The organism is Caballeronia temeraria (assembly GCF_001544795.2).
In the GTDB taxonomy this organism is placed as follows: domain Bacteria; phylum Pseudomonadota; class Gammaproteobacteria; order Burkholderiales; family Burkholderiaceae; genus Caballeronia; species Caballeronia temeraria.
Window position 1 is genome coordinate 178,438 of sequence record NZ_FCOI02000013.1, and the last position, 23,977, is coordinate 202,414.

Genomic DNA, 23,977 nt, shown 5'->3' on the forward strand with positions numbered 1-23,977 from the left:
CTAGAAAAGCTCTTTCTGGCCGGACATCAGCGCGGTGAAATCGTCGCGCATGAAAGGCAGGATGCCGTCCGCGACCGGCTGAAGCTGCTTGCTCACGTAGTGCTCGTAGTCGATCGGCGCGTGTCGCGCTTCCACCGGCTCGGGGCCGGCCGTCGTCATCACGTAGCTGATCCAGCCGCCGTTCTGATATTGCAGCGGGCGTTTGGCGCGCGCGTTGTATTCATCGGCGATGCGGGCCGCGCGCACGTGCGGCGGCACGTTGCGCTGATAATCGCCGAGCGTGCGGCGCAGCCGCTTGCGATAGACGAGCAGTTCATCCAGCTCGCCGCGCCGCGTGCGTCCGACATAGTCGCGCACGTAATCCGCGTACGCCTCGCCCTTGAACACGCGCATGTACAGCTCCTGCTGGAAGCGCTGCGCGAGCGGCGTCCAGTCGGAGCGCACCGTTTCGAGCCCTTTGTAGATGATTTCCTCGCTGCCGTCCGCGCGCGTCGTGAGTCCGGCATAGCGTTTCTTGCTGCCCTCTTCCGTGCCGCGGATCGTCGGCATCAGAAAGCGTGTGAAATGCGTCTCGAACTGCAATTCGAGCGCGCTGTCGAGTCCGAAGGTTTCGCGCAAATGCTCGCGCCAGTATTCGTTCACATGCGCGACGAGCGCCCGGCCGATGCGCGCCGCGTCGTCCTCGCCGCGCGCGCGCCGCAGCCAGACGAAAGTCGAATCCGTATCGCCGTAGATGACGCTGTAGCCGCGCGCCTCGATCAGTTCGCGCGTGCGATGCATGATTTCATGGCCGCGCATCGTGATCGACGACGCGAGACGCGGATCGAAGAAGCGGCAGCCGCTCGATCCGAGCACGCCGTAGAACGAGTTCATGATGATCTTGAGCGCCTGCGATAGCGGCTTGTTGCGTTGACGTTTCGCCGCTTCGCGCCCTTCCCACACTTGCGCGACGATCGCGGGCAGACAGTGCGTGTCGCGTGAAAAGCGCGCGCCCCGAAAACCCGGCACGGTGTCGGTGTCATCGGGCGTCGCCATGCCTTGCGCGAGTCCGGCCGGATCGATCAGAAACGTGCGGATGATCGACGGATACAGGCTCTTGTAGTCGAGCACGAGCACGGAATCGTACAGACCGGGGCGCGAGTCCATGACGAAGCCGCCGGGGCTCGCTTCCTCGGGCACATCGCCGAGATTGGGCGCGACATAACCGAGCCGATGCATCCGCGGCATGTACAGATGCGTGAACGCGGCCACCGATCCGCCGCTGCGATCCGCCTGCAATCCGGTGACGGTCGCGCGCTCCAGCAAGAAGGAGAGCAGCTCGGTCTTCTCGAATACCTTCGTGACGAGTTCGCAGTCGTTCAGGTTGTAACGCGCGAGCGCGGGCTTGTCCTCCTGAAAGCGCCGCTCGATCTCGTCCATGCGGGCATACGGACTGTCGATCGCCTTGCCTTCGCCCAGCAGCGACTGCGCGACGTATTCAAGGCTGAACGACGGAAAATTCCACGTCGCCGAGCGCAGCGCCTCGATGCCGTCGATCACGAGCCTTCCCGCGATCGAAACGAACCAGTGATTCCGGTTCATGCCGTGCTCGCGCCATTCGACCGTGCCACCGTCGCGGCCGAGCGCGAGCGGCACGCCGTAGTCGTCGGCGTGTCGCTGGAGAATGCGCAGGTCGAACTGCACGACATTCCAGCCGATGATCGCGTCCGGATCGTGTTGCGCGATCCACGCGTTGAATTTGCGCAGCATGTCGGCGCGGGAATCGCAGTAGTCGAGGGCGAAATCCGTTGGTTCGGCGTCGCCGTTCGGCGGCCCGAGCATGTACACCTGACGCGCGCCGCAGCCTTCGAGCGCGATCGAATAGAGATCGCCCTTCACGCTCGTTTCGATATCGAGCGACACCACGCGCAGCGACGGCCGATAGTCCTGCGCCGGCTTCAGTTCGCTGGAAATGTAACCGTCGCGCGCGACGCCCTCGAACGCGACCGGCGCGGTGATGAAGCGCTCCATCAGATAGCGCTCGTGCGGACGGATATCGGCCTCGAAGACATGGACGCCCGCGCCTCGCAGGTTCTTCTCGAGCGCAAGCAACTGGCGATACTGCGGGCAATAGAGCCCGAGCACCGGCTGCTGGCGAAAATCCTTCAGCGGCAGCTCGCGCAGATACGCATCCCGCACACCGGCGACGACGGGCTCCGCCTTCGCGCGATCCTCGGCGCGAATAAACGCGACGCTCGTCTGGAGCGCGATGCGGATTCTTCTCGGACCCTCTTCGGTTGCGAGCCAGAAATCGACTTCCGTCCCGGCTGCGGTGTCGCGCCAGTGACGAGTCAACAGAAAGCCCTGTTGTGCGGAAGCCAAGCCGGAATCTTCGAGAGCGCGTGCCATCGACACATTTTACTTGGCGGCAAAACAAAAAAGCCCGGCGCGCCAATCGGCGCCGGGCTTCGGGATTCGGGAGAACAGAAAAGATAAGTAAAACGCGGTAGCGGCGGCCCGGTCATCCACCATCCTCGCGGACGGTCCCCGGAAGATGGCCGGCGGCCGCTACCGCCTAAGCAGCCTGTGCGACCAGGCCCGCCCGTTGCGGCTGTAACGCCGCTACTGCCGCTACGTTAGCGAGTACCGTGTGCTCCGCAAGCTCCGGCACTTCGTTCTTCGACATCACCACCTCCAGCGCGGCTTCTTTGCTGGCCTGTTTGGCGGCCGCCGCTTTCTTGGTCTTCCCCGCGCGTGACGGCGGCTGGCAGGCCCCGCACACCACGTTGTTCTGCAAATCATGCTTGTGTGCGACAAACTTCCCGGTGCAGCGGCAGCACGGCGTCATCTGCAGCATGCCCGCGTCGAAGAAGCGCACAAGAGTCCAGGCCCGCGTCAGGTCGAGTACCGCCTCGGCACCGCTATGGTTGCAGTGCTCGAGGTACAGCCGATACCCCTTGGTCAGCGCATTGAGATGCGAACAGCCGGCTTCGTTCTTCAGGAACGTATAGGTGTTATAGAAAAGCGATGCGTGGATATTGGCGAGCCACGTCATGTACCAGTCGGCCGAGAACGGCAGCATGCCCTTCGGCGGCGACACGCCCTTCACTTCGCGATACAGGCGGATCATGCGATCGCGCGAGAGCGTGAGTTCGCTCTCCAGCACTTGCATGCGCGCGCCAAGCTCGATCAGCGCGATGGCGCGGAATACTTCCTGGGCGTCTTCAGTGAGGCTCTTCTTCAGCATGGCTCGCTCCGTCATCACTTAAGCGAACTGTTCGGCCGGCTGGCCAGCCAGCAGGATGGCTGCGTGCGTCGGCGCAATGTCCGCGTTCTTCGCGGGTTGCACCAGAGCGGACAGCATCGTGTGATCGTTGAAGCGGAATGCGCAAAGCAGGTTATCCGACGACGCGAGCTTCACGACCTGTGCGAGCGTGAGGCCCGACAGCAGATCGGCGAGCTGCGCCGACAGACCGAGCCGGAACATGCCGATGGCGCGGTCCTCGCGCAACAGACGCTGCGCGAGCATGATGTATGACAAGTTGATTTCCCGGATCGATTCCAGCGTTTCGCGACCGTTCATGGTTGCAACTTCCAGTAAATCCCCGAATTTCCCGCCGGCTTTTTGCCGATATCTTTTTTGTGCCTCACCGGACTCGTTCTGCCCGGCTACGTCCTGCGTAATCTTTGTTTCAGTGAGTTACATCTTGTAACAACCACTGTGAGACGGATTCTAAGAACTGTCTGAATCTAAAGCAAGGGTGTCTCAATAATATTTTGTTGCAAACAACACTTTCGATCGGTAATTTTTTCGGTCTGGAGATTTCTGACGTTTTGCGGGTCGCATCGGTATTTGTCTAACGTTTGCGAGGTCCAGCCGGCGGGCGTTCATTTTTATCGTAATAATTGCCTACAGCGCCATATAACGGGCATTTGGCAGATTCCGTTGACGCCAGAACCCAGCTTTTATTCGCCATTAATATGAAGTTATATGGCAAAAAAATGCCGCGCTATCGGCAATTACCGGTGCGCGGCTCAACGGGTAATAATTACTTTTAGTCCGTAACAACGGTGTTACCGCCAGAAACAGGGGTTTGTTACGGCACGCGTAACGCCTCCTGTTACTTCTGCGGCACGCCTTTGCGCCACGCGCCCCAATGTGTAACAACCTCCTGTATGAAAGGACTGCCCGTTCGATACAGATTTTCGATCGCCGGCGTAAAGCCGCCCTGATCCGCGTAATTGAGCAGATTGTCCGACGCGGTCTGCCCTTCGTAAGGCCGATCGAAGTCGGACCCGGCGCGCAGCACCGCCACGCGCGACAAATCCACCCGTTTCACGCTCGCCGCGCGCTTGAGCGCCTCGTAGGTCGCGTTGTCTTCCTGTTGCGTCGTGCAATAGACGCCGCGCCCGTCGGTCAGCAGCTTCGTCCAGGCGCGCGCCCGCTCGCCGATATATTTGCCGGACCACCACGTATCGCCCGCGAGCGTGTCGCACTGGATCACGCGCGGCGGCTGGTTCGCTGGCGCGTAGCCGAACTTCGCGCGCGCGACCTTGGCCTGGTCGCTGTCCGAGAGCGTTACATTTCGCGAGATGGCGAAAGCCGCATCGGCCAATGATGCGTTGAGCGCGAAAACCTCCGTCCGGTAGTCGAGCGGCGGTTTCTCGTATGGACTCTTGGTGTTGATCCCGAGGAAACCTGTCGGCCAGTCGGCGGGCTTTTCGCGCGCGTCGAGTTCCCACTGGATGCCGAAATCGACGAGATATTTCGCCCACGCCGCCGAACCGAGCGTGCCCTGTTTCGGATCGATGCCCGCGATGCCCGCGACCAGAAAATACGTGTGCCGCAGATTGAAGCGGTCCGAAAACGCGAGCGCCATGATCGACGCGGCTGCGTTCGTATGGCCCATGCCCGTCGTCATGACGCAGACATCGTCGCGATTGCAGTTCACCTCGGGATAATCCGGCGACAGTCCCGGCACCTTGACCGCCTGCCACGGCCCGAGCTTGTCGAGCCAGATCTGCCCTTCGGGCCCGAACATCGTGATGATCATGACCTTGACGTGACGGCCGCCGTCGCCGTGGCCGCTTGATTCGTCGACGTCATTGGACTGCTGGGCGAACGCGCAGCCGGTGAAGCTCGCGAGACTCGCGAGGCCGGCGGCGCAAAGCGTTGCGCAGGCGGTTTTTCTGAGCCTTAGCGCTCGGGGCGTGCCTTGTTGCGCTTTCGATCGTGACGCACGGACTTTTCTCATGGCGGGCTGATCCTCGTAAGGGTTCGACCTTCGAAAGAAGACCGCGCCCGTCGAGAGCGCAGTCAGCCCGCACGATTATAGGAGAGCGAATAAAACGTGTTTCGCGCGATGTCCGCGCGGCCTCAGGTGCCGCTTTGCGACGTGCGCGGCGGCGGCGCGTTCGATGCGACATCCGGCGAGCCTGCCGCTTCGCTCGTCGGATGCTGCGCGGCCTTCGACGGCTCGCCGCGCTGATCCGCGCCCGTATCTTCCGCGTCCTGAACGCCTTCCGGCGCGCCTTCGTGATTGCTCCCGTTCACGATCACGAAGTTGCGCTGCGGATTCGCGATCTCGATGCCGCGCGCCGTGAACTCGTTGAGGATGCGCCGGTTGAACTCGCGCTGCACGGGCCAGCGCGAGCTGTCGCGGCACTGGATCTGGCCCGCGAGCGTGACGGTCGAGCCGTCGACGGCATCGACGCCCCAGAAGCTGAAGTCGGAGAGAATGCCGTCGCGGAAGGCTTCGTCGTTGCGCAAGGCCGAGCCGATTTCCTTCAGCGTGGAGATCGCGAGATCGACATCCTGGCCGAGCGCGATCGACACGCGCACCGCCGCATTGCCGATGCCGCGATTCGTGTTGTTCACCGTCGACACCGAGCTGAACGGCACCGTGTAGAGCGAACCGTCGCCGCCGCGCAGGCGCACCGTGCGGATCGACAGATACTCGACCGTGCCCGACACGCCCGCGAGCGTCACCCAGTCGCCGACCTGCATCGCGTTTTCCATCAACAGGAAGATGCCGGTGATGAGATCCTGCACGAGCTTTTGCGAGCCGAAGCCGAGCGCCACGCCGAAGATGCTCGCGCTCGCGAGCAACGGCGCCGTGTTCACGCCGAGCTCGGAAAGGCCCGTCAGGACGACGACCATCGCGATGATGATGAAGAGGCCGGTGCGCATCATCGGCAGCAGCGTGCGCAGGCGCGCGGCGCGCAGGCGTTCGCCGCTCGCGGTCCATTGTTCGAGCCGCCGCTCGACGACGATATTCGCCGCTTCCCACACGAATACCGCGAACACGGCCGCGATCACGATGGTGATGAGCGCCGACGCGAGCCGGTTGCCCACGCCGCCCGACGTGAAGAAATGCACGATATCGACGTGCCATACCTGCAGCAGCGCAACCACGGTGATGACCGAAATAAGCGCCTGCACGACGCGCCGCAGCGCCGGGTAATAGCGATACGCGCGGCGCCGCGCGATCGACTCGTTCGCGAGATCGTCGTCGTCCTGATGGAAAACGCGGCCGAGCGCGCCGAACGCGACAATTGCCAGCACGCGCGCGCCGACCAGCACGAGCAAGGACACGCCGCCCAGATGAAAGAGCGTCCGGTAACCGTTCTGCACGTCGAGCGCCCAGACGAACCACAGCGCGATCACGAAGAAAATGGCGACGCCCGCCCAGACATCGGCGATCCACGCGCCGAAGAACCGGGTCGAGCGATTCGCCCTCGCCCGCTCCCGGATGCGCTCCGCCACCGACGTGCGGCTCTGGAAGATCACGAACGCGATCATCAGATGCACGATCAGCAGCGTGACCTTCAGCACCGCGATGCGCGCATCGCCGGACAGCCCGATCGGTTCGCCGCCATTGGCAAGCGCGATGCCCGCGCCCGCCACGCACACGATGCGCAGCACCCAGCGATGCGTATAGGCCGCGAAAAAGTCGCGCATCTGGATGAGGCGCAGTCCGGGCGCACGCGGCGCGAGGAAAAATCCGCTCACGATGACAATTGCGCGGCACGCCAGATAGACGTCGATGAGCGCGCCCGCGACGTTCGCCTCGGGCGTGTTGTCGTCGATGAGGATGGACATCAGCAGCGTCACCACGCCGATGAACACGACGAGCGGAACCAGTGACAGCAGCCCGTACAGCAGCGCGCTCGGCAGGCGCTGCAACAGCGTCCAGTGACGCGCGGCGTGACGCTGGCCCCGCGCGGAGTCGGCGTTGCGCTCGGCGAGATGCATCGCGGTCGCGTCGCCGCTGTGCGCCGCGGCGTCTTCCGCGCGCTCGGCGGCGTTTTGTTCGCGCACGAGGCTGGGGTCCTGCGCTTCGGCATCGGCGACGCCGCGTGCGGCGATCCGTGCACGCGGCCGCTTCAGCAGGCGCAGGCACACGAATTCGAGCAGCAGCGCGGGCACCAGCGACGCCAGCACGGTCCACGCAACATGGCCGATCAGCGCACGGCCGTTCTCACTCGACGCCCGATCGCGCCACCACGAAACGACCGAGCCGAAATCGAGCAACGCCACCGTCGAATGCCGCAGACCCGCGCCGATCTGCACGAGCCAGTGCCCGGCCTGCCGCGACAACTGCGATGCGAGCCCGTTCGCCGTCAACGAATGCGCGAGCACGCCCGACGCGCCCGATGCAGGCGCCGCCGCCGATGCCGCCTGCGGTGCGCTCGCGGGCGCGGCCAGCGCGCCTGCCGCCGCGATGGCGCGCAACGTATCCGCGACTTGCGAACGGCGCGCCGGATCGTTGAGCACCGTGAGCGCATCGCGCGCCTGTTGCGGCGTCAGCGCGACGGCCGGCTGCGAGGCGTGCTGTGCGGAAGCGGCTGCGGCGAAGGAGGATTGAGAAAAAATCGGAAGGAAGCTCGATACGACGACGAGCAGCACTGCAAGGAGCAATTTGCGCATGGGTCGATTGAAGATCTCGAAATTTCAGGGACTCGATGCGGACGACGCGCACAACCTATGCTAACGCGAGGCCGTCGGCACGGCAGAAGCGGGTCAGGAGGACCCTGAACGGGTAGCACGCCGCGCTCCTGCCCCGCGCTGTACAGGCTCAGAGGGCCGTCGGCTCGCCGCGATCGCGCGCGACGTCGGGTTCGAAAAACACCCAGCGCACTTGCGGAAAAGCACGCTGCAGGTCGTCTTCGATGACGTTGATCGCATCGATCATCGCGCGGCCGCTCGCGTAGTCGATCATTTCGGCCTGCACCGCGACCACCACGTGTTTGCCCCATTGCAGCGTGATGAGGCTGATGATGCGCGTGATTTCGGGACGCGCGCGCAAGTGCGCATCGATCGCCTTGCGCACTTCGGGGCTCGCGGATTCGCCGACGATCATCGACTTCACTTCGCGCGCGACGAGAAACGCGATGATCATCAGCAGCACGCCGACGCCAATCGAGCCGGCGGCGTCGTAGGCCGGATTGCCGGTGAGCATCGTCATGAGCACGGCGGCGAACGCGATCGCGAGGCCGAGCAGCGCCGCGACATCCTCGCCCGCGACGACGAGCAACTCCGATTCGCGCGTCTCGCGGAACCATCGCCACAGGGTTTTATTTGGTGCGCCCTTGCGGATTTCGCGCACCGCGCCCGCGAGCGAGAACGCTTCGAGCACGACCGAAATGCCGAGAATCACGAGCGCGACGATCGGATTCGACAACGGCTCGTGATGCATCAGCCGATGCGCGCCCTCGTACACCGAAAACGCGCCGCCGACGAAGAACAGCAGCAGCGCGACGATCAGCGCGTAGAAATAGATCTCGCGCCCCGAGCCCAGCGGATGCAGCGCGTTCGCGGGCGCTTGCGCACGCTTCAGGCCGAAAAGCAGCAGCAGCTGATTGCCGCAATCGGCGGTGGAATGGATGGCTTCGGCGAACATCGCGCCCGAGCCGGTGAAGGCCGCCGCCCCGAACTTGCAGACGGCGATGCCGAAGTTCGCGGCGAGCGCGTAGAAAATGGCTTTCGGTGATTCTTCCTTCATGCCGTTTATGTTCGATTAACTCACGTCGATACGGCCGGGGCCGTCTACCATTTCGCCGATCACCGCTGCATCGTTGAAGCCGTCCGCGCGGAAGATGGCGAGCACGTCGTTCACCGCGCCCGGCGCGCACGACACGAGCAAACCGCCCGACGTCTGCGGATCGGTGAGCAAGGCGCGGGCCTCGTCGCCATCGACGTTCAGGGAAATATCGCTGCCATACGCGCTCCAGTTGCGCCCCGACGCGCCCGTATAGATGCCCTCGCGCACGAACTCGCGCACGTGCGGCAGCCACGGCAGATCGGCGTAACGGATGCGCGCCGTCAGCTTCGCGCCGCGCGCGAGTTCGAGCGTGTGACCGAGCAGACCGAAGCCGGTGACGTCGGTGAGTGCATGCACGCCGTCGAGTTGCGCGAGTTCCGCGCCGGGGCGATTGAGCTTGGTGGTCGCGTCGATCATCGCCTTGTAGCCTGCGGCATCGAGCTTGTCCTTCTTCAGCGCCGCCGACAGCACGCCGACGCCGAGCGGCTTGCCGAGCACGAGCACGTCGCCCGCGCGCGCGGCCGCGTTGCGCTTCACGCGCAACGGATGCACGATGCCGAGCGCCGCGAGCCCGTAGATCGGCTCGACGGAATCGATCGAATGGCCGCCCGCCACCGGAATGCCCGCTTCCGCGCACACCGCTTCGCCGCCCTTCAGCACTTGCGCGATCACTTCATGCGGCAGCACGTTGATCGGCATGCCGACGAGCGCCAGCGCGAGAATCGGCTTGCCGCCCATCGCGTAGACATCGGAGAGCGCGTTGGTCGCGGCGATGCGGCCGAAGTCGAACGGATCGTCGACGATCGGCATGAAGAAGTCCGTCGTCGCGACGATGGCCTGTTCGTCGTTGAGCTTGTAGACGGCGGCATCGTCGGCGGTGTCGTTGCCGACGAGCAGATTCGGGAATGCGGGCAGCGGCGTCGCGCGCCTGAGGAGGTCGGCGAGCACGCCGGGCGCGATCTTGCAGCCGCAGCCGCCGCCGTGGGACAGGCTCGTGAGACGGGGAGAAGTCATGTCGGTCATGATCGGGATATCGTGTGTTCAGTCGTGTGACAGGCAGCATTATCGCCGCTAGCCGCCGATGACGCGTTTGAAGAGTCCCGGATAGTCGATCACGAGGCCGCTCTCGTCGACGGTGATTTCGGCCGTGAAGCCCGTATCGAGCCCTTCGTAACGATAGCGGCGATCCGGTTCGATGCACGTATAAGCCTGCTCCACCGCGCTCACGGAGAGTTCCGGCACGCGCACATAGACGACGCGGATCACGCGCCGTTCGCCGCGTTCCAGTTGCAGGCGGCGGATCGGCAGCGTGTTGGTGAAAGGTGTCGCGGTGATATCCACGTCGATGCAGCCGCGCAGCGATTCCTGCGGCGCGCCGTTCGCGTCGGTCCAGGCGTGCGCGTCGCCATTGTTGCCTTCCCGGCGATGCAGATCGAGCGATGCGCCGCCCGCCAGCTTCAGCGCGAGCCGCGTGACCTGCCAGCGCGCATCGCACTCGATGCGATACACGAGGCCGAAGGCATGCGCCTCGTCTTCGCCCACGACCGCGCTCTCGATCACGATGCCATCGCGCGTCTCGTTCAGAACGAGATGCTCGAGCCCCGTGCCGTCCTGTTGCGACCATCGCACTGATTTCATCGCGCGCCTCTGCGTTTTTTGTCGGCATGAAAGGATACAACGCGGCGCGCGATGCTTTCGATCGGCATTCAGAATGCGCGAATCGCTCGACGTCACAAAACGTCACACGGTATACTCCGCGCCATTCCTGCGCAGGCGCGCGCACCGCACTTTCAGCGCCATTCACGCGATCCGTGCCCCGGCGATCCGCGCTCTGCCGAACGTTCCCCGAACGCCTCTTTCCATCGCCCATCGCATGAAGAACATTCTTGCTCCCGCCGTGTTCGCGCTCGCCTTGTCGGCGTCGATGTTTCAGCTCGTCCAGGCACAGGAAACACCGGACCTGTCCGAGGATTATTCGTATCTGACGCGGCTGCACGTGCCCGACGCCGTCGCGCAATGCGTCGCCGCATTCGACCGCTGGGTGGCGCAGGCGCCGAAGTACGACACGCTGATCGTGCCCGACCGCCGCGTGCTCTCCGCGAAGATCGACGACGATACTGCGATCTTCAGTGTCGGCAATCCGATTCCGGTCGACAAGGTCATCGTGATGCGCGCGTTCGCGAAGGCGCGCGGCAAGGAGCAATGGACGCGCGTGGACAGCCGCTGCGGCGTGCGCGATGGTCAGGTGGTCGGCGTGTCGCTCACGCCGAACATGAAGCCGAAGATCGTCCGCTGAGGTCTGTCAGTTCTTCGCCGCGCGCCGCTGATGCGTGCGTTCGTCGAGCCATTTGACGACCTGCGGGCCGAACGTGCGCGGCGCTTTCGCATGAACGCGGCCCGCCAGATCCGATAATCGATCCGCCGCGAGCGCCTCGCGCATGCGCTTCTCCGCGTTCTTCATCACCGCGTGAACGGCGCATACGCCGCTCGTCGCCCAGGGCGGCGCGTCGTCGCCGAACACCGCGCAGCGCGCGCGAATCTCCCTGCAATCGAAGAGTGGCTTGTCGCCGTCGATCGCGTCGACGACATCGAGCACGCTGATCTGCGCCGACGGCCGCGCGAGCGCAAAGCCGCCGCGTGCGCCTTCCGTCGCGACGACGAGTCCCGCCTTGTGCAGCTTCGTAAAGAGCTTCGCGACGTATTCCGCGGGCACGCCCTGCAATTCCGCGAGATCGCGCACGCTCGCCTCACGCACGCCGTGCGGCGGTTCCGCGAGATAGAGCATGCAGTGCAGCGCGTACTCGACGCCCGTGCTGATGTGAGACATAGCCACTCCGACATTTCGAATCGGAGTTCAGGATAACGCGTCGCGCGTTCGCGTGCAACGGCGGCGCCGTTTGCAGCCGGCGATCGTAAATATTTCACATTACACGTTTGCTTACAAACGAACACGGCTTGTCATTTTGCGAACCGCTAAATTGATCTCCATGGATTCACACGGAGAAACCCATGAAGAAACTAGCGATTCTTGCAGCGTTGAGCGTGTTGTTGGGTAGCACGCTATCGGGCTGCATCGTCGTGCCGGACGGTGGCGGTTATCACCATCATCACGATTACTACCGCTGATGGTCCCGTTCTGAATCACGCATGAAATCTCGGTGGAACTGCTACCTCATGACTCGCGGTTTCGTCTGCAAAGCAAACGGGAAACAAACGACCAAGGAGCAAACATCATGACCAAGACGAAGAAGAGCCTGCTGATCGCTTCCCTTGCCGCCGCGCTCGGCATGGGCCTCGCCAACGTGGCGTCGGCCGACGTGCGCCACGACGCCCCGCATCACGTGACGGTGAACGTGGGCTGGCACGGTGACCGCTACTGGGACGGTCATCGTTACTGGGAGCGTCGGGAGTGGGAGCGTAATCATCACCATGTCGCGCCTCCGCCGCCGCATCGCTACTACTGAGCTCGATGAAACATAAAAAGGCCGCAGCGACGAACATCGCTGCGGCCTTTTTTGTCGATTCGCGGCTTACCAGCTCTTGGGATCGCCGCCGAGTTCCTTGCACGTGTCATAGGCGATCGCCTGCAGCTTCGCCTCGCCGATCTGCCCCGAGAGCGCATACCCGACGCGGTCCCACGCCCAATAAAACGTCGTGCGCTGGCCGTCCTTCAGCGTGCGGATCTTGCTGTCGTTGCGTCTGATCGTGGCGGTCGTCATGTAGAGCGTGAGACGCTCGCCCGCCGCGTTCTGATACATGAACTGCGCCGCCGGCCCCTCTTCGTCCGGCAACAGGCGTCCGCCGACGAGCTGAAACCCGTACTCGGCCAGCGACGGAATCGTTACCGCGCGATTCAGCCGCTTCGATAGCCACGTCACGAGATGATCCTGCTGCGACGCCGCCACTTCGACCGCGTGACGCTGCTCGGGCGCATAGACGGCATAGGCGATATCGGCGCGCTCCGCGAAGCGCGGCTCGTCGCCGAAAAGCGCGGGCAGCAGCATGTGCATCAGAAATCCACACGCGACGCCGACGACCATGAAGCACGCCGCGATCAGATAACGCTCGCGCGAGCGCGGACGCAGGCGCACGATCTGCGGTTCGCCCTGATCGGCGAAAAGCGCACGCAGCGCATTGTCCTGCGCGCGATACGCGGCGGCGGTCGCCTCGCTCGCGGGATCGTTCGCGATGCGTTCGGCCACGGCGTCGCGTTCGTCGCCGTGCAGTTCGTCGTCGATGAAGGCGGACAGCGCCTGCAGATCGCGATCGGGTTTGGGCGGCCCCATACGGTCGCCGCCTTCGGATGGACGGTCTTGGTTGGTCATGAGCGGCTCACCACTTTCAGCGACGACGGCGACGCCTTGCGGCCCGTTTCCTCACCGAGCAGAACGCGCATGTGCTCGCGCGCTCTCGACAAGCGCGACATCACGGTTCCGGTCGGCACGTTCAACACCACGGACGCCTCCTGATAACTCATTTCCTCGACACACACGAGCAGCATCACTTCGCGCTGCTCGACCGGCAGACAGTAAAGCGCGCGCTGCACGTCGCGCAGCACGAGGCCATCGACTTCGCCGCGCGGCGCGGCCATCTGCCGCCAGGGCGCGGTTTCGTCGTCGACCGCGATATCGCGGCGCCCGCGCAACTGATCGATATACAGATTGCGCATGATCGTGAACAGCCACGCGCGCAAATTCGTGCCCGCATGGAACGACCTGGCGCGATTGAGCGCGCGCTCGGTCGCGTCCTGCACGAGATCGTCGGCCCAGGCGCGGTCGCCCGTCAGCGCGCGCGCGTAGCGACGCAACTGCGGCAGATGCGCGAGAAGATCGCTCTCGAAACTCAAGGCCGTGCGCTCGCTCGAATGCGGGCAGCGCGAGAAGCGTCCGGCATCAGTAGCTTCCTCCGCCCGCCGGCGCGCCCGGTCCGCCCGATGTTCCGGGTGCGGTTTGCGTGCCGGTCGCGCACCCCGCCGCGCCGAGCGCGAGGCTCAACGCGATCAGGAGCGCCGTCACTCCGATCGATCGTTTCATGATCGTTACCTTTGATTGAAAGACTGGCGGACTCGCCGGTTTATTCCGCGAGCCCGCATCGACGCGAAAGGCGCTTCAGGGCTTCACGACGTGCCAGACGTCGCGGAAGTTGTCCCCGTTCTTGTCGCCGGGCTTCGTGTCCTTCGAGAATCGATAGACGCGCTTGCCGTCGTAGGCCCACTGCTTGCCGCCGTCGGCGGCTTCTGTGGTCCATTTGCCACTCGGCTTGTCGGAGTCGCTCGCCATCGCGGCGGGCCAGGCCTGCGCGCAGCCGCCGCTGCACGCACTCGGGCCGCCTTTCGTGTCCTTGTCGAAGGTATAGAGCGTCATGCCGTTTTCATCGACGAACGTGCCGTTCGATTCTTTCGGCGCCGCGGCATAGGCGGATGAAGCGAGCGAAGCAAAAGCGGTGGCGACCGTTGCGGCAGCGGCGAACATCTGGATGCGCTTCTTCATTTCATCTTTCCTTGTTGTAGAAGTATCCGTAGAACGTTCGGAAGCGCTGCACTATTCCGCGGACGATGAAATAAACCGATGCGGCAGCGCCGTCGCATCGCCAGTCGGCAATCCATTCAAGACCATTCGCGCGCGCTCGGCCAGTGTTTCATTGAAATTTCGTCGATCATGCGCCGGCGGCGGCCGCGGTTGCGTCGCGCCAGCGCCGCGTGTCGCGCAGCGGCGGCGCGCCGAAGAGCCGGCTGTACTCGCGGCTGAACTGCGACGCGCTCTCGTAGCCCACGCGATGCGCGGCCGTGGCGGCGTCGACGACATCGAGCATCATCAGGCGGCGCGCTTCCTGAAGCCGCAACTGCTTCTGATATTGCAGCGGGCTCATCGCGGTGACGGCCTTGAAATGATGATGCAGCGACGACACGCTCATGTGCACGTCGCGGGCGATGTCCTCCACGCGCAGCGGCTGGTCGAAATGCTGGCGCAGCAACTGGATCGCCTTCGCGATGCGCTGCGTCTGGCTGTCCTGCAGCGCAATCTGCCGCAGCCGCGCGCCCGACCCGTTCATCAGCAGGCGATACAGAATCTCGCGCTTGACGAGCGGCGCGAGGATCGGCACGTCCTCGGGCGTGTCGACGAGCCGCAGAAGGCGCAGCACGGCGTCGAGCATCGAGTTGCCGAGACGGTTGACGTAGAGGCCGCGCGAGGCGTCGGTCTGCATCGCGGGCGGCAGGCTCTCGTCCTGAATCAGGGACGTGATTTCGTCGACGTCGAGTTCGAGCCGCATGCCGAGATACGGCTCGGACTCGCTCGCCACCGAGACCTGCCCGCACACCGGCAGATCCACCGACGACACCAGATAGTGCATCGGATCGTAGATATAGACCTCGTCGCCGACCATGAGACGCTTGCTGCCCTGCGCGATCAGCGCGAGCGCGGGCGTCTGGATGCCGTGCTTCGGCCCGCCCGGATTCATGATGCGATGCAGGAACAGCCCCGGCACCGGCGTTTCGATCGAGCCTTCGCAGCCGATGGTGAAGCGATCGAGCAGCGCGACGAGATCGAGGCGCGCCTGATCCAGCGCGGGATCGTGGCGTATCTCGTTCGGCTGATCGTGACTATCTTTTCCGGGGAGGCCCGGTGTGTCGTTCAAAGCCATGGTTTGCGGACGATTTTTGGGAAGGATGAGTCTGCCTAGCTTACTCGCGCGGGCGCGGGATTGCTCGGGACCACCCCGGGCGTTTGCAGAAACAGGCAAGGATTGAACAGGATCAGGCTATGAACCGGCCGCGCGGCGGGACGATACTGCATTGCCGGCGCGGAACGTCTTGCTTAGGTCATGCACGCCCGCGCCTTTCCAGTCATTCAGGAGCCACCATGCGTTACAGGAAATTCGGCAATACCGGTCTCTTCGTCTCCGAACTGTGCCTGGGCACGATGACGTTCGGCGGAGGCACGGGCGGAATCTGGGACAACATCGGCCAGTTGCAGCAGGCCGATGCCGACAAGCTGATCGGCCGATCGCTCGATGCCGGCATCAATTTCATCGATACCGCCGATGTCTACGCCGACGGCCGATCCGAAATCATCACGGGTCAGGCGCTGAAGAACCTCAACGTGCCGCGCGAAAACGTGGTCATCGCGACGAAGATCCTCGGCGAAACCGGCACGAAGGGCGCGAACTCGCGCGGGGCGTCGCGCTATCACATCATCGATGGCGTGAAGGCGAGCCTGAAGCGCCTGCAGCTCGATCACGTCGACCTGTACCAGATTCACGGCTTCGATCCCGCGACGCCGATCGAGGAAACGCTGCGCGCGCTCGACAATCTCGTGCAGCACGGCCATGTGCGCTATATCGGCGTATCGAACTGGGCCGCGTGGCAGATCATGAAGGCGCTGGGCATTTCCGAACGCCTCGGCCTTGCGCGTTTCGAGTCGCTGCAGGCGTATTACACGGTCGCGGGCCGCGATCTCGAGCGTGAAATCGTTCCCTTGCTGCAAAGCGAAAACGTCGGGCTGATGGTCTGGAGCCCGCTCGCGGGCGGCCTGCTTTCGGGCAAGTTCACCCGCGAAGGCGGGAAAGAGGAAGGCAGCCGGCGCACCACGTTCGATTTCCCGCCCGTCAATGTCGAACGCGCGTACGACTGCGTCGACGTGATGCGCCGTATGGCGGAGACGAAAGGCGTGTCGGTCGCGCAAATTGCGCTCGCGTGGCTGCTGCACCAGAAGGTGGTGTCGAGCGTGATCATCGGCGCGAAGCGGATCGAGCAGCTCGAAGACAACATCGCGGCGACGAAAGTCCGGCTCAACGAAGACGAACTCGCCGCGCTCGATGAGGTGAGCCAATTGCCCGCGGAGTACCCGGGATGGATGCTCACGCGGCAGGGCGAATACCGGCGGAATCAGTTAAAGGAGGAATCGGCGGAGTGAAGCCGTTCGACGCGGGCCGCGCGCCCGCGTCCGACTAAGGATTTACCCGTAGTACGGCTCGATTTCGAGCGTTTTGGGGCCTTTATCTCAAAATCAGATAGACCTTATCCTCCCTATCGCGTTGCGGCATAAGGCCGCTCTGCCGACACTGTACGCACAACATCATCACTGCCTCACGGAGACAATCATGCGTACTCAAGTCGGTATCGTCGGCGCGGGCCCCGCCGGGCTTCTTCTCTCTCACCTGCTTCATCTGCGCGGCATCGAATCGGTCGTGCTCGAAGCGCGCAGCCAGAACGATATCGAATCGACGATTCGCGCCGGCGTGCTCGAGCAAGGCACGATGGACACGCTCACTCAGGCCGGTCTCGGCGCGCGCATGCAGGCCGAAGGCGCGCTGCATCACGGTTTCGAACTCGCATTCGAAGGCCAGCGCCGCCGCATCGCACTGACCGAACTGACCGGCCATTCGATCACGGTCTACGCGCAGCACGAAGTCATCAAGGATCTGGTCGCGGCGCGACTCGCGGCCAACGGCGCGCTGAAGTTCAATGTGTCGAACGTGTCGCTGCACGACTTCCAGGACGGCAGCGACCGCAAGCCGCGCATCAAGTATCAGCACGAAGGCCGCGACGAAGAGCTGGAATGCGACTTCATCATCGGTTGCGACGGCTCGCAGGGTGTTTCGCGCCAGTCGATTCCCGAAGCGGTCCGCCAGGATTATCAGCGTATCTATCCGTTCGGCTGGTTCGGCATTCTGGTCGAAGCGCCGCCCTCTTCCGACGAACTGATCTACGCGCGTCACGATCGCGGCTTCGCGCTCATCAGCACGCGTTCGCCGGGCGTGCAGCGCATGTACTTCCAGTGCGACCCGAAGGATACCGTCGATGGCTGGTCCGACGACCGCATCTGGGCCGAACTGCACGCACGCGTCGATACCGCCGACGGCTGGCAGATCACCGAAGGCAAGATCTTCCAGAAGAACATCGTCGGGATGCGCAGCTTCGTCTCCACGCCGATGCAGTCGGGCAAGCTCTTCCTCGCGGGCGATGCGGCGCATATCGTGCCGCCGACCGGCGCGAAGGGCCTGAATCTCGCGGTGTCGGACGTGCGTGTGCTGAACGCGGCGCTCATCGACTTCTACAAGGAAGGCGCCACCGAAAAGCTCACGCGTTACACCGAGACGGCGCTCAAGCGCGTCTGGCGCGCCGAGCACTTCTCGTGGTGGATGACGCGCATGCTGCACAAGCTCGACGACACTTCGCCGTTCGAGCAGCGCCTGCAAGTGGCGGAGCTTGAGCACGTGACGACATCGCGCGCGGCCGCGACCGCGCTCGCCGAAAACTACGTCGGCAGCGTCGCGGTTTAACCCTGGACGGGACGCACGGCGTGATGTCGATGCCGTGCGTCCCCGACGTCACAGCACGGCGACGACCCGCACGTCTCCTTCCACCGATGGAATCACCTGCCCGCCGACGCGCCGGAAAGTGATCGTCGCGGTCTTGTCGCCCAGACGGAGATCGCCGATTTCCAGCCAGTCGATGCCTTCGGGCAACTCCGGCCGGTCGATGCGCACTTCATCGTTGATGGCATCGACGGTCATGCCGAGACACGCTTCCAGAACCATGAAAGGCGCGCCGGCCGCCCACGCCTGAGGCAGACACGCCACCGGATACGCGATCGGCCTCTCACCGCGCTGGCGCGTGAATCCGCAGAAAAGCTCCGGCAGACGCATGTCGAACGTGACGGCGGCTTCGAACAGCGACTGCAACAGGCCGACGGCGGCGCCGCGATCACCGTAACGGGCGAGGCCGCGAGCGCAGAGCGCCGTGTCGTGCGGCCACACCGAGCCGTTGTGATACGACATCGGATTGAAGCGCGGCTGCCCCGCCGCCAGCGTGCGCACGCCCCAGCCAGTGTGAAAGAGCGTCGATTCGAGCTGACGCGCGACAGCCTCGCCCCGCTTGCGTTCGACGAGATCGAATGCAAGCAGATGCCCCGCATTCGACGACAGCACGCGGCACAGGTCGCCTTTGCCATCGAGCGCGATGCCGTAGAACTCCATCTCCGGCATCCAGTACATCTCCTCGACGCGTTCGCGGATGTGACGCGCGCGACGCTCGAACTCCTGCGCACTGTCGTCTTCACCGCGTTCGCGGGCGAGGCGCGCCATCGTCGAAAACGCCGTCGATGCGTAGCCTTGCACTTCGACGAGCGAGATCGGTCCGACCGGAAACTTGCCGTCCGCATGAAACACGGAATCCTGGCTGTCCTTCCAGCCTTGATTCGCGAGGCCGTGCTCGGATGCGCGCTGATAGTCGAGCAACCCGTGCGGATTCTTGTCGCAATGGCGCGCGACCCATTGCGACGCGAGTTGCAGCGCCGGCCAGATTTCATCGATCAGCGCTTTGTCGCCGGTGCGCTCCGCGTACGCGCCCGCCAGCACGATGAAGAGCGGCGTGCTGTCCACCCCGCCGTAATACAGCGCGAACGGAACCTCTCCGGTCGCCGCCATCTCGCTCTTGCGCGTCTCGTGCATGATCTTGCCGATTTCGGCATCGCGGAACGCCGAATCCTCGCGCGCCTGATGCGCGGCGAGAAAGCGCAGCACGCCACGCGCGAGCGTCGGATGCAGCCAGAGCATTTGCAGCGATGTGATGATCGCGTCGCGCCCGAACGCCGTCGAGAACCACGGAATACCCGCGTAGGGATACGGGCCGGTTTCGAGATCGGTCGTAAGCAGGCCGAGATCGGCGAGCGAACGGTCGATCCATTCGCTGAAGAGCGGATTGCTCGACCGCACGCGCGCGCTCGCACGGCGTCGGTCGCGCATACGGCGATGCGCCTCCACCAGCGCCTCGCGAATCGCCGGACGGCCTGATTCCGGTGCGCATTCGGCCGCTTCCGCTGCATTGCGCTTGCTTTCCTCGCTGGCATCGGAGAGCGCATGCGTCACCGCCGTCACCGACAGATACACGGAAATCGCCGTCTCCGACTGGATATGCAGCGCGTAATCGGCGCGAGTGGGCGACAGCACGTCCGGCGCCGGCGTGAACTGGATGCGCGCCGTGCGCTCCACCTCGTCCAGACCGATATAGCGCAGCACGACCTCGCCGTTCTCGACCACCGGCGGACGCAGACTGCCGCGCTTGCCACGTTTCGCGCCACGGACCTCGAACATGTCGAGAAAATCCGCCTTGAAGGAGATCGAGAGCGGCACCGTGGACGGCTCCGTGCCGTAATTGGTCAGCACGATGCTCTCGTGCAGCACATGCCCCGACAGCACGCGCTTGCGCTCGACGTGAATCACGCCTTCGGGCGTTCGCGCCCCGCCGATGGGCGGCAGCGGACGGTTCGTCAGATGCGCTGTGAAGACGGCGTTGTCGCTCGATACGCTGCCCGAAAGCAGCGACGGCGCGCGCCCGCCAAACGTCAGCACGAGTTCCGAAAGCACGCGCGTGTCGTTCACGAAGAGGCCGTCGTCGCCGCCGCGAATATCGCCGTTCGCGTCGTAGACGGCGAACGTATTTCCCGACTTCAGCACGAACTGGCGTTCGCTCGGAATGTTGGGATGCTCGGTCGGGATGAACGCCTCGTCCGGCAGTTTCGCTTGCGACTCCTGCGACTGTTGTTGTTGCTGCTGTTGCGACTGTTCCTGTGTATTCATTGCACCTTCCTGAAAGTAATCTGAAGGGTGTTCGTGAAGCGCTCTGGACCGCGCCAGAGCGCCTGGCATGCTGCAATCGTCCGGTCGCGCGTAGCTTTCATGCAGCAAGTGAGCCGCTTACCCGCTATCATCGACGGTTTTTCGACCCAACCACGCCTGACGGGTTCTCCGCGCGCAATGTCATTTCCGCATATCGACTTACTTTATTCTGCCTCAGGACTCGCGGTAGGTTTCCTGGTCGGGCTGACGGGCGTGGGCGGTGGCTCTCTGATGACGCCGCTGCTCGTCCTGCTGTTCGGCATTCATCCGGCGACCGCCGTCGGCACCGATCTGTTGTACGCTGCCGCGACCAAGACCGCCGGCACACTCGTTCACGGCATCAAGGGCTCGGTCGACTGGCGCATCACTGGCCGTCTCGCGGCAGGCAGCGTGCCGGCAGCGGCTATCACACTGTACTTTCTGCATGAGCACGGCATTACATCGCCGGGCACCGCGCGGCTCATCCAGTTGATACTCGGCACGGCGCTCCTCATCACCGCCATTTCGCTGATCTTCAGGCCGCAACTCGCACGCTTCGCCTACAAGAAGGGGCATGGCCGTCCCGAACACCCCGTTCGCACGGCCGCCTGGACGGTAGTCACCGGCGCGATTCTCGGCGTGCTGGTTTCGATCACCTCCGTGGGCGCGGGCGCGATCGGCGTGACCGTGCTGCTCCTGCTTTATCCGCGTCTCGCGACGGTGCGCATTGTCGGCTCCGACGTGGCCCACGCCGTGCCGCTCACGCTCATTGCCGGCGCCGGTCACTGGATGCTCGGCTCGGTCGACTGGGACTTGCTCGCCTCGCTCCTCGTGGGCTCGATTCCAGGCATCGCCGTTGGCAGCATGCTGTCTTCGAAGGCGCCGGAAACCCTGCTGCGACGCGTGCTCGCCGCGACGCTCGTTCTCGTCGGAGCAAAGCTCGTGTTCAGTTGATGTTAGTCACGGTCGTTCGCGCTTTCCAGTCGGCCAAAAGACATAGGCGGATTCGCACGAAATTCCTGTTTTTCTCCTATGCCGTTCGGCCGGGTTTCATGCGGCGGCGCGATGCGGCATCATCCCCACTCAGTTGAACCGCGAGCAGCAAGGCGGTCAAGTCGGGGCGCCGGTAACGGGCGCGTCATCTTTCGGCGTCGATAATGCGGGCGTGCGTCATCGGGCGTGCGCCGCTTGTTCACGAGGAGTCAGGCGATGAATGAAAACGATCATCCGCAGCACGAACTTCCGTCTGGCAATGACACTCCAGTTGGCGATGCGCCCACCGACCCCTCGCGGCGGCGGCTGCTCGCGGCTGGCGTGGGTCTCGCGGGGCTGTCGCTCGGCGGGTGCAATCTGTTCGACAGCAAGCCTTCCACTCCGAAGACGGCAGCCGATCTCGCGCTCGACCGCACGCTCGCGGCCAAGGTGCAGCACATCGTCGTGATTTACGCGGAGAACCGCAGCTTCACGAATCTCTACGGCAACTACCCGGGCGTGCAATATCCGCTCTCGGCCGTGCCCGCATCGCATTACACGCAGTTCGACCGCGACGGCGTCACGCCCATGCCCACGCTCCCGAAAATCTGGGGCGGGCTCGTGCCTCAGGCGCAGGAAGTCGGCGGCAAGCATTACGCGATCACCGAGCAGCAAATCGCCGACTTGCGGAACGCGCCCTTCGAGATCGCGGATGCGCACGGCGCGCCGCTGCCCAATTCCGTCATCACGCGGGATCTCGTGCATCGCTTCTATCAGAACCAGATGCAGATCAATGCGGGACGCAACAATCAGTTCGCGGCGTGGGGCGACTCGGGCGGCCTCGTGATGGGCCATTACCGGAATTCGCCGGACACGCTGAGATTGTGGGGACTCGCGCAGCAATACACGCTCTGCGACAACTTCTTCATGTCGGCGTTCGGCGGTTCGTGGCTGAATCACATCTTCCTGATTTCCGCGCAGGCGCCCTTCTATCCCGACGTGAAGGGGAGCCCGGCGGCGAAGCTGCTCGCGGTCGTCGAAGGCGACGATCCCACAGGTTCGCGTCTGAAGCTCGCGCCCGATTCACCGAAATCCGCACTCGAAGGGCCGCCGAAATTCGTTCGCGACGGCGCGCTCACCGCGGACGGCTACGCGGTCAACACCATGTTTCCGCCGTATCAGCCGAGCAACGTACCGCCACCGCAAGGCGGCGATCCACGTTACGCGGATCGCTCGAACGCGTCGGTTTTGCCGCCGCAGACTTACGCGACCATCGGCGATCGTCTGTCGGACAAGAATGTCGACTGGGCGTGGTACAGCGGCGCATGGCAGTACGCGCTGGAGCATCGCGACACCGGCGCGGTGCCCGATTTCCAGTATCACCATCAGCCGTTCAATTATTTCGCCAGCTTCGCGCCGGGCACGGAGGCGCGCGCCCGGCATCTGCGCGACGCCGGCCTGGGCGACGATCCGTCGACGAACAAGCTGCTCGCGGACATCGACTCTGGCCGCCTGCCCGCCGTCACGTTCTACAAGCCGCAGGGCAATCTGAACATGCACGCGGGTTATGCGGACGTCGCTTCGGGCGACCGGCATATTTCGAACGTGATCGAACATATCCAGCGCGGGCCGCAGTGGGCGAACACCGTGGTGATCGTCACCGTCGACGAGAACGGCGGGTGGTGGGACCACGTCTCGCCACCGAAGGGCGATCGCTGGGGACCCGGCTCGCGCATCCCGGCGCTCGTGATTTCGCCGTTTGCGCGAAAGGGCTACGTCGATCACACCGTGTACGACACGAACTCGATCCTGCGCTTCATCTCCCGCGTGCACGATCTCGCGCCGCTCGACGGCGTGGCCGCACGGGATCGCGCGTTCGCCGCGAGCGGCCAGGCGCCGCTTGGCGACCTGACAGGCTCACTCGATCTTGCGTAACGGGAAAGGCTACGCGCGTTCGACCCACGCGCGCGCGGAGATTTCCAGCAAGTAACCGTAGTGCAGCGCGCCGACCGGCACCACGGCGCGCGCCGGTTTCCACGCGCCGAAGTGCCGTGCGTAGATCTCGTTGAACGCCTTCCAGTGCTCGACGCCGACGAGATACACCGTCACCTCGATGCAATCGGCGAGACTCGCCCCCGCCGCTTCGAGCACAGTGCGTAGATTGGAAAGCGTCTGCTCGGCTTGCGTTTCGAACGGAAGATCGCCGGTATGGGTGCCGTCCGGCCGAATCGGCAACTGGCCGGATACGCAGACGAGGTTGCCTGCGCGCGTCGCGTGGCTGTAATGACCGGCCGGAATCGGCAGGCCGGGCGCGTTGATGAGTTCGATCGATGGCATCGTGGGTCCGGATTGCGTCGATGGATTCGGATTGTTGATTCTGAGTC

The 23,977-nt window shown here is 64.1% G+C and carries 22 protein-coding genes; 6 read left to right on the forward strand and 16 right to left on the reverse strand.

The genetic code is table 11. From position 1 onward, the window contains the following. The 8 genes from AWB76_RS20080 to AWB76_RS20115 form a co-directional block, all read right to left on the reverse strand. A complete protein-coding gene (locus tag AWB76_RS20080) occupies window positions 1-2,388 on the reverse strand; it encodes a DNA polymerase II (RefSeq protein WP_061161884.1) in 2,388 nt (795 codons plus the stop codon). Between the two features lie 166 nt (window positions 2,389-2,554). Beyond that, window positions 2,555-3,226 carry a flagellar transcriptional regulator FlhC gene (gene flhC / locus AWB76_RS20085; protein WP_061161885.1) on the reverse strand — a complete coding sequence of 224 codons (672 nt, stop codon included), beginning with the start codon at window positions 3,224-3,226 and terminating at the stop codon, window positions 2,555-2,557. Between the two features lie 18 nt (window positions 3,227-3,244). After that, window positions 3,245-3,562, reverse strand: a complete 318-nt coding sequence (flhD, locus tag AWB76_RS20090; protein WP_061161886.1) for a flagellar transcriptional regulator FlhD — start codon at window positions 3,560-3,562, stop codon at window positions 3,245-3,247. Window positions 3,563-4,100: 538 nt separating this feature from the next. Then, window positions 4,101-5,234, reverse strand: a complete 1,134-nt coding sequence (locus tag AWB76_RS20095; RefSeq protein WP_374729936.1) for a purine-nucleoside phosphorylase — start codon at window positions 5,232-5,234, stop codon at window positions 4,101-4,103. Between the two features lie 122 nt (window positions 5,235-5,356). Then, window positions 5,357-7,909 carry a mechanosensitive ion channel family protein gene (locus AWB76_RS20100; protein ID WP_061161887.1) on the reverse strand — a complete coding sequence of 851 codons (2,553 nt, stop codon included), beginning with the start codon at window positions 7,907-7,909 and terminating at the stop codon, window positions 5,357-5,359. A gap of 148 nt (window positions 7,910-8,057) precedes the next feature. After that, the gene (locus tag AWB76_RS20105; protein WP_061161888.1) at window positions 8,058-8,984 is read right to left on the reverse strand and encodes a cation diffusion facilitator family transporter; all 927 of its coding nucleotides are present in this window, start codon (window positions 8,982-8,984) and stop codon (window positions 8,058-8,060) included. Between the two features lie 15 nt (window positions 8,985-8,999). Continuing rightward, on the reverse strand, window positions 9,000-10,046 hold the full coding sequence (gene selD, locus AWB76_RS20110; protein WP_061161889.1) for a selenide, water dikinase SelD: 1,047 nt from the start codon (window positions 10,044-10,046) through the stop codon (window positions 9,000-9,002). Between the two features lie 48 nt (window positions 10,047-10,094). Beyond that, complete coding sequence (locus AWB76_RS20115) at window positions 10,095-10,661, reverse strand: putative glycolipid-binding domain-containing protein (protein ID WP_061161890.1); 567 nt, start codon at window positions 10,659-10,661, stop codon at window positions 10,095-10,097. 235 nt (window positions 10,662-10,896) lie between these two features. Here AWB76_RS20115 and AWB76_RS20120 point away from each other — a divergent pair, with 235 nt between their 5' ends. Next, entirely contained in the window at window positions 10,897-11,319 is a 423-nt protein-coding gene (locus AWB76_RS20120) for a BspC domain-containing protein (RefSeq protein ID WP_061161946.1), read from the forward strand. A 6-nt stretch (window positions 11,320-11,325) separates the two neighbouring features. On the opposite strand, the gene AWB76_RS20125 is transcribed toward AWB76_RS20120, so the two are convergent. Continuing rightward, entirely contained in the window at window positions 11,326-11,850 is a 525-nt protein-coding gene (locus AWB76_RS20125; RefSeq protein WP_061161891.1) for an RrF2 family transcriptional regulator, read from the reverse strand. 406 nt (window positions 11,851-12,256) lie between these two features. Here AWB76_RS20125 and AWB76_RS20130 point away from each other — a divergent pair, with 406 nt between their 5' ends. Beyond that, entirely contained in the window at window positions 12,257-12,487 is a 231-nt protein-coding gene (locus tag AWB76_RS20130) for a hypothetical protein (protein ID WP_061161892.1), read from the forward strand. Window positions 12,488-12,553: 66 nt separating this feature from the next. On the opposite strand, the gene AWB76_RS20135 is transcribed toward AWB76_RS20130, so the two are convergent. From AWB76_RS20135 to AWB76_RS20150, 5 genes are all read right to left on the reverse strand, one after another. After that, complete coding sequence (locus AWB76_RS20135; RefSeq protein ID WP_082864474.1) at window positions 12,554-13,348, reverse strand: anti-sigma factor family protein; 795 nt, start codon at window positions 13,346-13,348, stop codon at window positions 12,554-12,556. Beyond that, a complete protein-coding gene (locus AWB76_RS20140) occupies window positions 13,345-13,869 on the reverse strand; it encodes an RNA polymerase sigma factor (RefSeq protein ID WP_061161893.1) in 525 nt (174 codons plus the stop codon). Before AWB76_RS20140 ends, AWB76_RS20135 begins: the two co-directional genes overlap by 4 nt. Window positions 13,870-13,915: 46 nt before the next feature. Further along, window positions 13,916-14,056 carry a hypothetical protein gene (locus AWB76_RS41015; RefSeq protein WP_157696167.1) on the reverse strand — a complete coding sequence of 47 codons (141 nt, stop codon included), beginning with the start codon at window positions 14,054-14,056 and terminating at the stop codon, window positions 13,916-13,918. Window positions 14,057-14,131: 75 nt separating this feature from the next. After that, window positions 14,132-14,512 carry a COG4315 family predicted lipoprotein gene (locus tag AWB76_RS20145; RefSeq protein WP_061161894.1) on the reverse strand — a complete coding sequence of 127 codons (381 nt, stop codon included), beginning with the start codon at window positions 14,510-14,512 and terminating at the stop codon, window positions 14,132-14,134. A gap of 166 nt (window positions 14,513-14,678) precedes the next feature. Continuing rightward, window positions 14,679-15,665, reverse strand: a complete 987-nt coding sequence (locus tag AWB76_RS20150) for an AraC family transcriptional regulator (RefSeq protein ID WP_208606586.1) — start codon at window positions 15,663-15,665, stop codon at window positions 14,679-14,681. Between the two features lie 218 nt (window positions 15,666-15,883). Here AWB76_RS20150 and AWB76_RS20155 point away from each other — a divergent pair, with 218 nt between their 5' ends. Then, a complete protein-coding gene (locus tag AWB76_RS20155) occupies window positions 15,884-16,936 on the forward strand; it encodes an aldo/keto reductase (RefSeq protein WP_061161895.1) in 1,053 nt (350 codons plus the stop codon). A gap of 187 nt (window positions 16,937-17,123) precedes the next feature. After that, window positions 17,124-18,305: a 4-hydroxybenzoate 3-monooxygenase gene (locus AWB76_RS20160; RefSeq protein ID WP_061161896.1), complete on the forward strand. Its 1,182-nt coding sequence runs from the start codon at window positions 17,124-17,126 to the stop codon at window positions 18,303-18,305. Window positions 18,306-18,353: 48 nt separating this feature from the next. On the opposite strand, the gene AWB76_RS20165 is transcribed toward AWB76_RS20160, so the two are convergent. Beyond that, window positions 18,354-20,603 (reverse strand): amylo-alpha-1,6-glucosidase, encoded by a 2,250-nt coding sequence (locus AWB76_RS20165; protein ID WP_061161897.1) that lies wholly within the window; start codon window positions 20,601-20,603, stop codon window positions 18,354-18,356. Window positions 20,604-20,780: 177 nt separating this feature from the next. Between AWB76_RS20165 and AWB76_RS20170 the strand changes: the two genes are divergently transcribed. Then, entirely contained in the window at window positions 20,781-21,575 is a 795-nt protein-coding gene (locus AWB76_RS20170; RefSeq protein WP_061161898.1) for a sulfite exporter TauE/SafE family protein, read from the forward strand. A gap of 255 nt (window positions 21,576-21,830) precedes the next feature. Beyond that, on the forward strand, window positions 21,831-23,528 hold the full coding sequence (locus AWB76_RS20175; protein WP_061161899.1) for an acid phosphatase: 1,698 nt from the start codon (window positions 21,831-21,833) through the stop codon (window positions 23,526-23,528). Window positions 23,529-23,537: 9 nt separating this feature from the next. On the opposite strand, the gene AWB76_RS20180 is transcribed toward AWB76_RS20175, so the two are convergent. Next, the gene (locus AWB76_RS20180) at window positions 23,538-23,930 is read right to left on the reverse strand and encodes a RidA family protein (protein WP_061161900.1); all 393 of its coding nucleotides are present in this window, start codon (window positions 23,928-23,930) and stop codon (window positions 23,538-23,540) included. Window positions 23,931-23,977 lie beyond the last annotated feature (47 nt).

Excerpts from the sequence above, each read along its gene's own strand:
- AWB76_RS20155 (WP_061161895.1), top strand. The coding sequence starts at position 15,884 with ATGCGTTACAGGAAATTCGGCAATACCGGTCTCTTCGTCTCCGAACTG.
- AWB76_RS20160 (WP_061161896.1), top strand. The coding sequence starts at position 17,124 with ATGCGTACTCAAGTCGGTATCGTCGGCGCGGGCCCCGCCGGGCTTCTT.
- AWB76_RS20170 (WP_061161898.1), top strand. The coding sequence starts at position 20,781 with ATGTCATTTCCGCATATCGACTTACTTTATTCTGCCTCAGGACTCGCG.
- AWB76_RS20150 (WP_208606586.1), bottom strand. The coding sequence starts at position 15,665 with ATGGCTTTGAACGACACACCGGGCCTCCCCGGAAAAGATAGTCACGAT.
- AWB76_RS20120 (WP_061161946.1), top strand. The coding sequence starts at position 10,897 with ATGAAGAACATTCTTGCTCCCGCCGTGTTCGCGCTCGCCTTGTCGGCG.
- AWB76_RS20145 (WP_061161894.1), bottom strand. The coding sequence starts at position 14,512 with ATGAAGAAGCGCATCCAGATGTTCGCCGCTGCCGCAACGGTCGCCACC.
- flhD (WP_061161886.1), bottom strand. The coding sequence starts at position 3,562 with ATGAACGGTCGCGAAACGCTGGAATCGATCCGGGAAATCAACTTGTCA.
- AWB76_RS20105 (WP_061161888.1), bottom strand. The coding sequence starts at position 8,984 with ATGAAGGAAGAATCACCGAAAGCCATTTTCTACGCGCTCGCCGCGAAC.
- AWB76_RS20095 (WP_374729936.1), bottom strand. The coding sequence starts at position 5,234 with ATGAGAAAAGTCCGTGCGTCACGATCGAAAGCGCAACAAGGCACGCCC.
- AWB76_RS20100 (WP_061161887.1), bottom strand. The coding sequence starts at position 7,909 with ATGCGCAAATTGCTCCTTGCAGTGCTGCTCGTCGTCGTATCGAGCTTC.
- AWB76_RS20135 (WP_082864474.1), bottom strand. The coding sequence starts at position 13,348 with ATGACCAACCAAGACCGTCCATCCGAAGGCGGCGACCGTATGGGGCCG.
- AWB76_RS20115 (WP_061161890.1), bottom strand. The coding sequence starts at position 10,661 with ATGAAATCAGTGCGATGGTCGCAACAGGACGGCACGGGGCTCGAGCAT.
- AWB76_RS20180 (WP_061161900.1), bottom strand. The coding sequence starts at position 23,930 with ATGCCATCGATCGAACTCATCAACGCGCCCGGCCTGCCGATTCCGGCC.
- AWB76_RS20165 (WP_061161897.1), bottom strand. The coding sequence starts at position 20,603 with ATGAATACACAGGAACAGTCGCAACAGCAGCAACAACAACAGTCGCAG.
- flhC (WP_061161885.1), bottom strand. The coding sequence starts at position 3,226 with ATGCTGAAGAAGAGCCTCACTGAAGACGCCCAGGAAGTATTCCGCGCC.
- AWB76_RS41015 (WP_157696167.1), bottom strand. The coding sequence starts at position 14,056 with ATGAAACGATCGATCGGAGTGACGGCGCTCCTGATCGCGTTGAGCCTC.
- selD (WP_061161889.1), bottom strand. The coding sequence starts at position 10,046 with ATGACCGACATGACTTCTCCCCGTCTCACGAGCCTGTCCCACGGCGGC.
- AWB76_RS20125 (WP_061161891.1), bottom strand. The coding sequence starts at position 11,850 with ATGTCTCACATCAGCACGGGCGTCGAGTACGCGCTGCACTGCATGCTC.
- AWB76_RS20080 (WP_061161884.1), bottom strand. The coding sequence starts at position 2,388 with ATGGCACGCGCTCTCGAAGATTCCGGCTTGGCTTCCGCACAACAGGGC.
- AWB76_RS20130 (WP_061161892.1), top strand. The coding sequence starts at position 12,257 with ATGACCAAGACGAAGAAGAGCCTGCTGATCGCTTCCCTTGCCGCCGCG.
- AWB76_RS20175 (WP_061161899.1), top strand. The coding sequence starts at position 21,831 with ATGAATGAAAACGATCATCCGCAGCACGAACTTCCGTCTGGCAATGAC.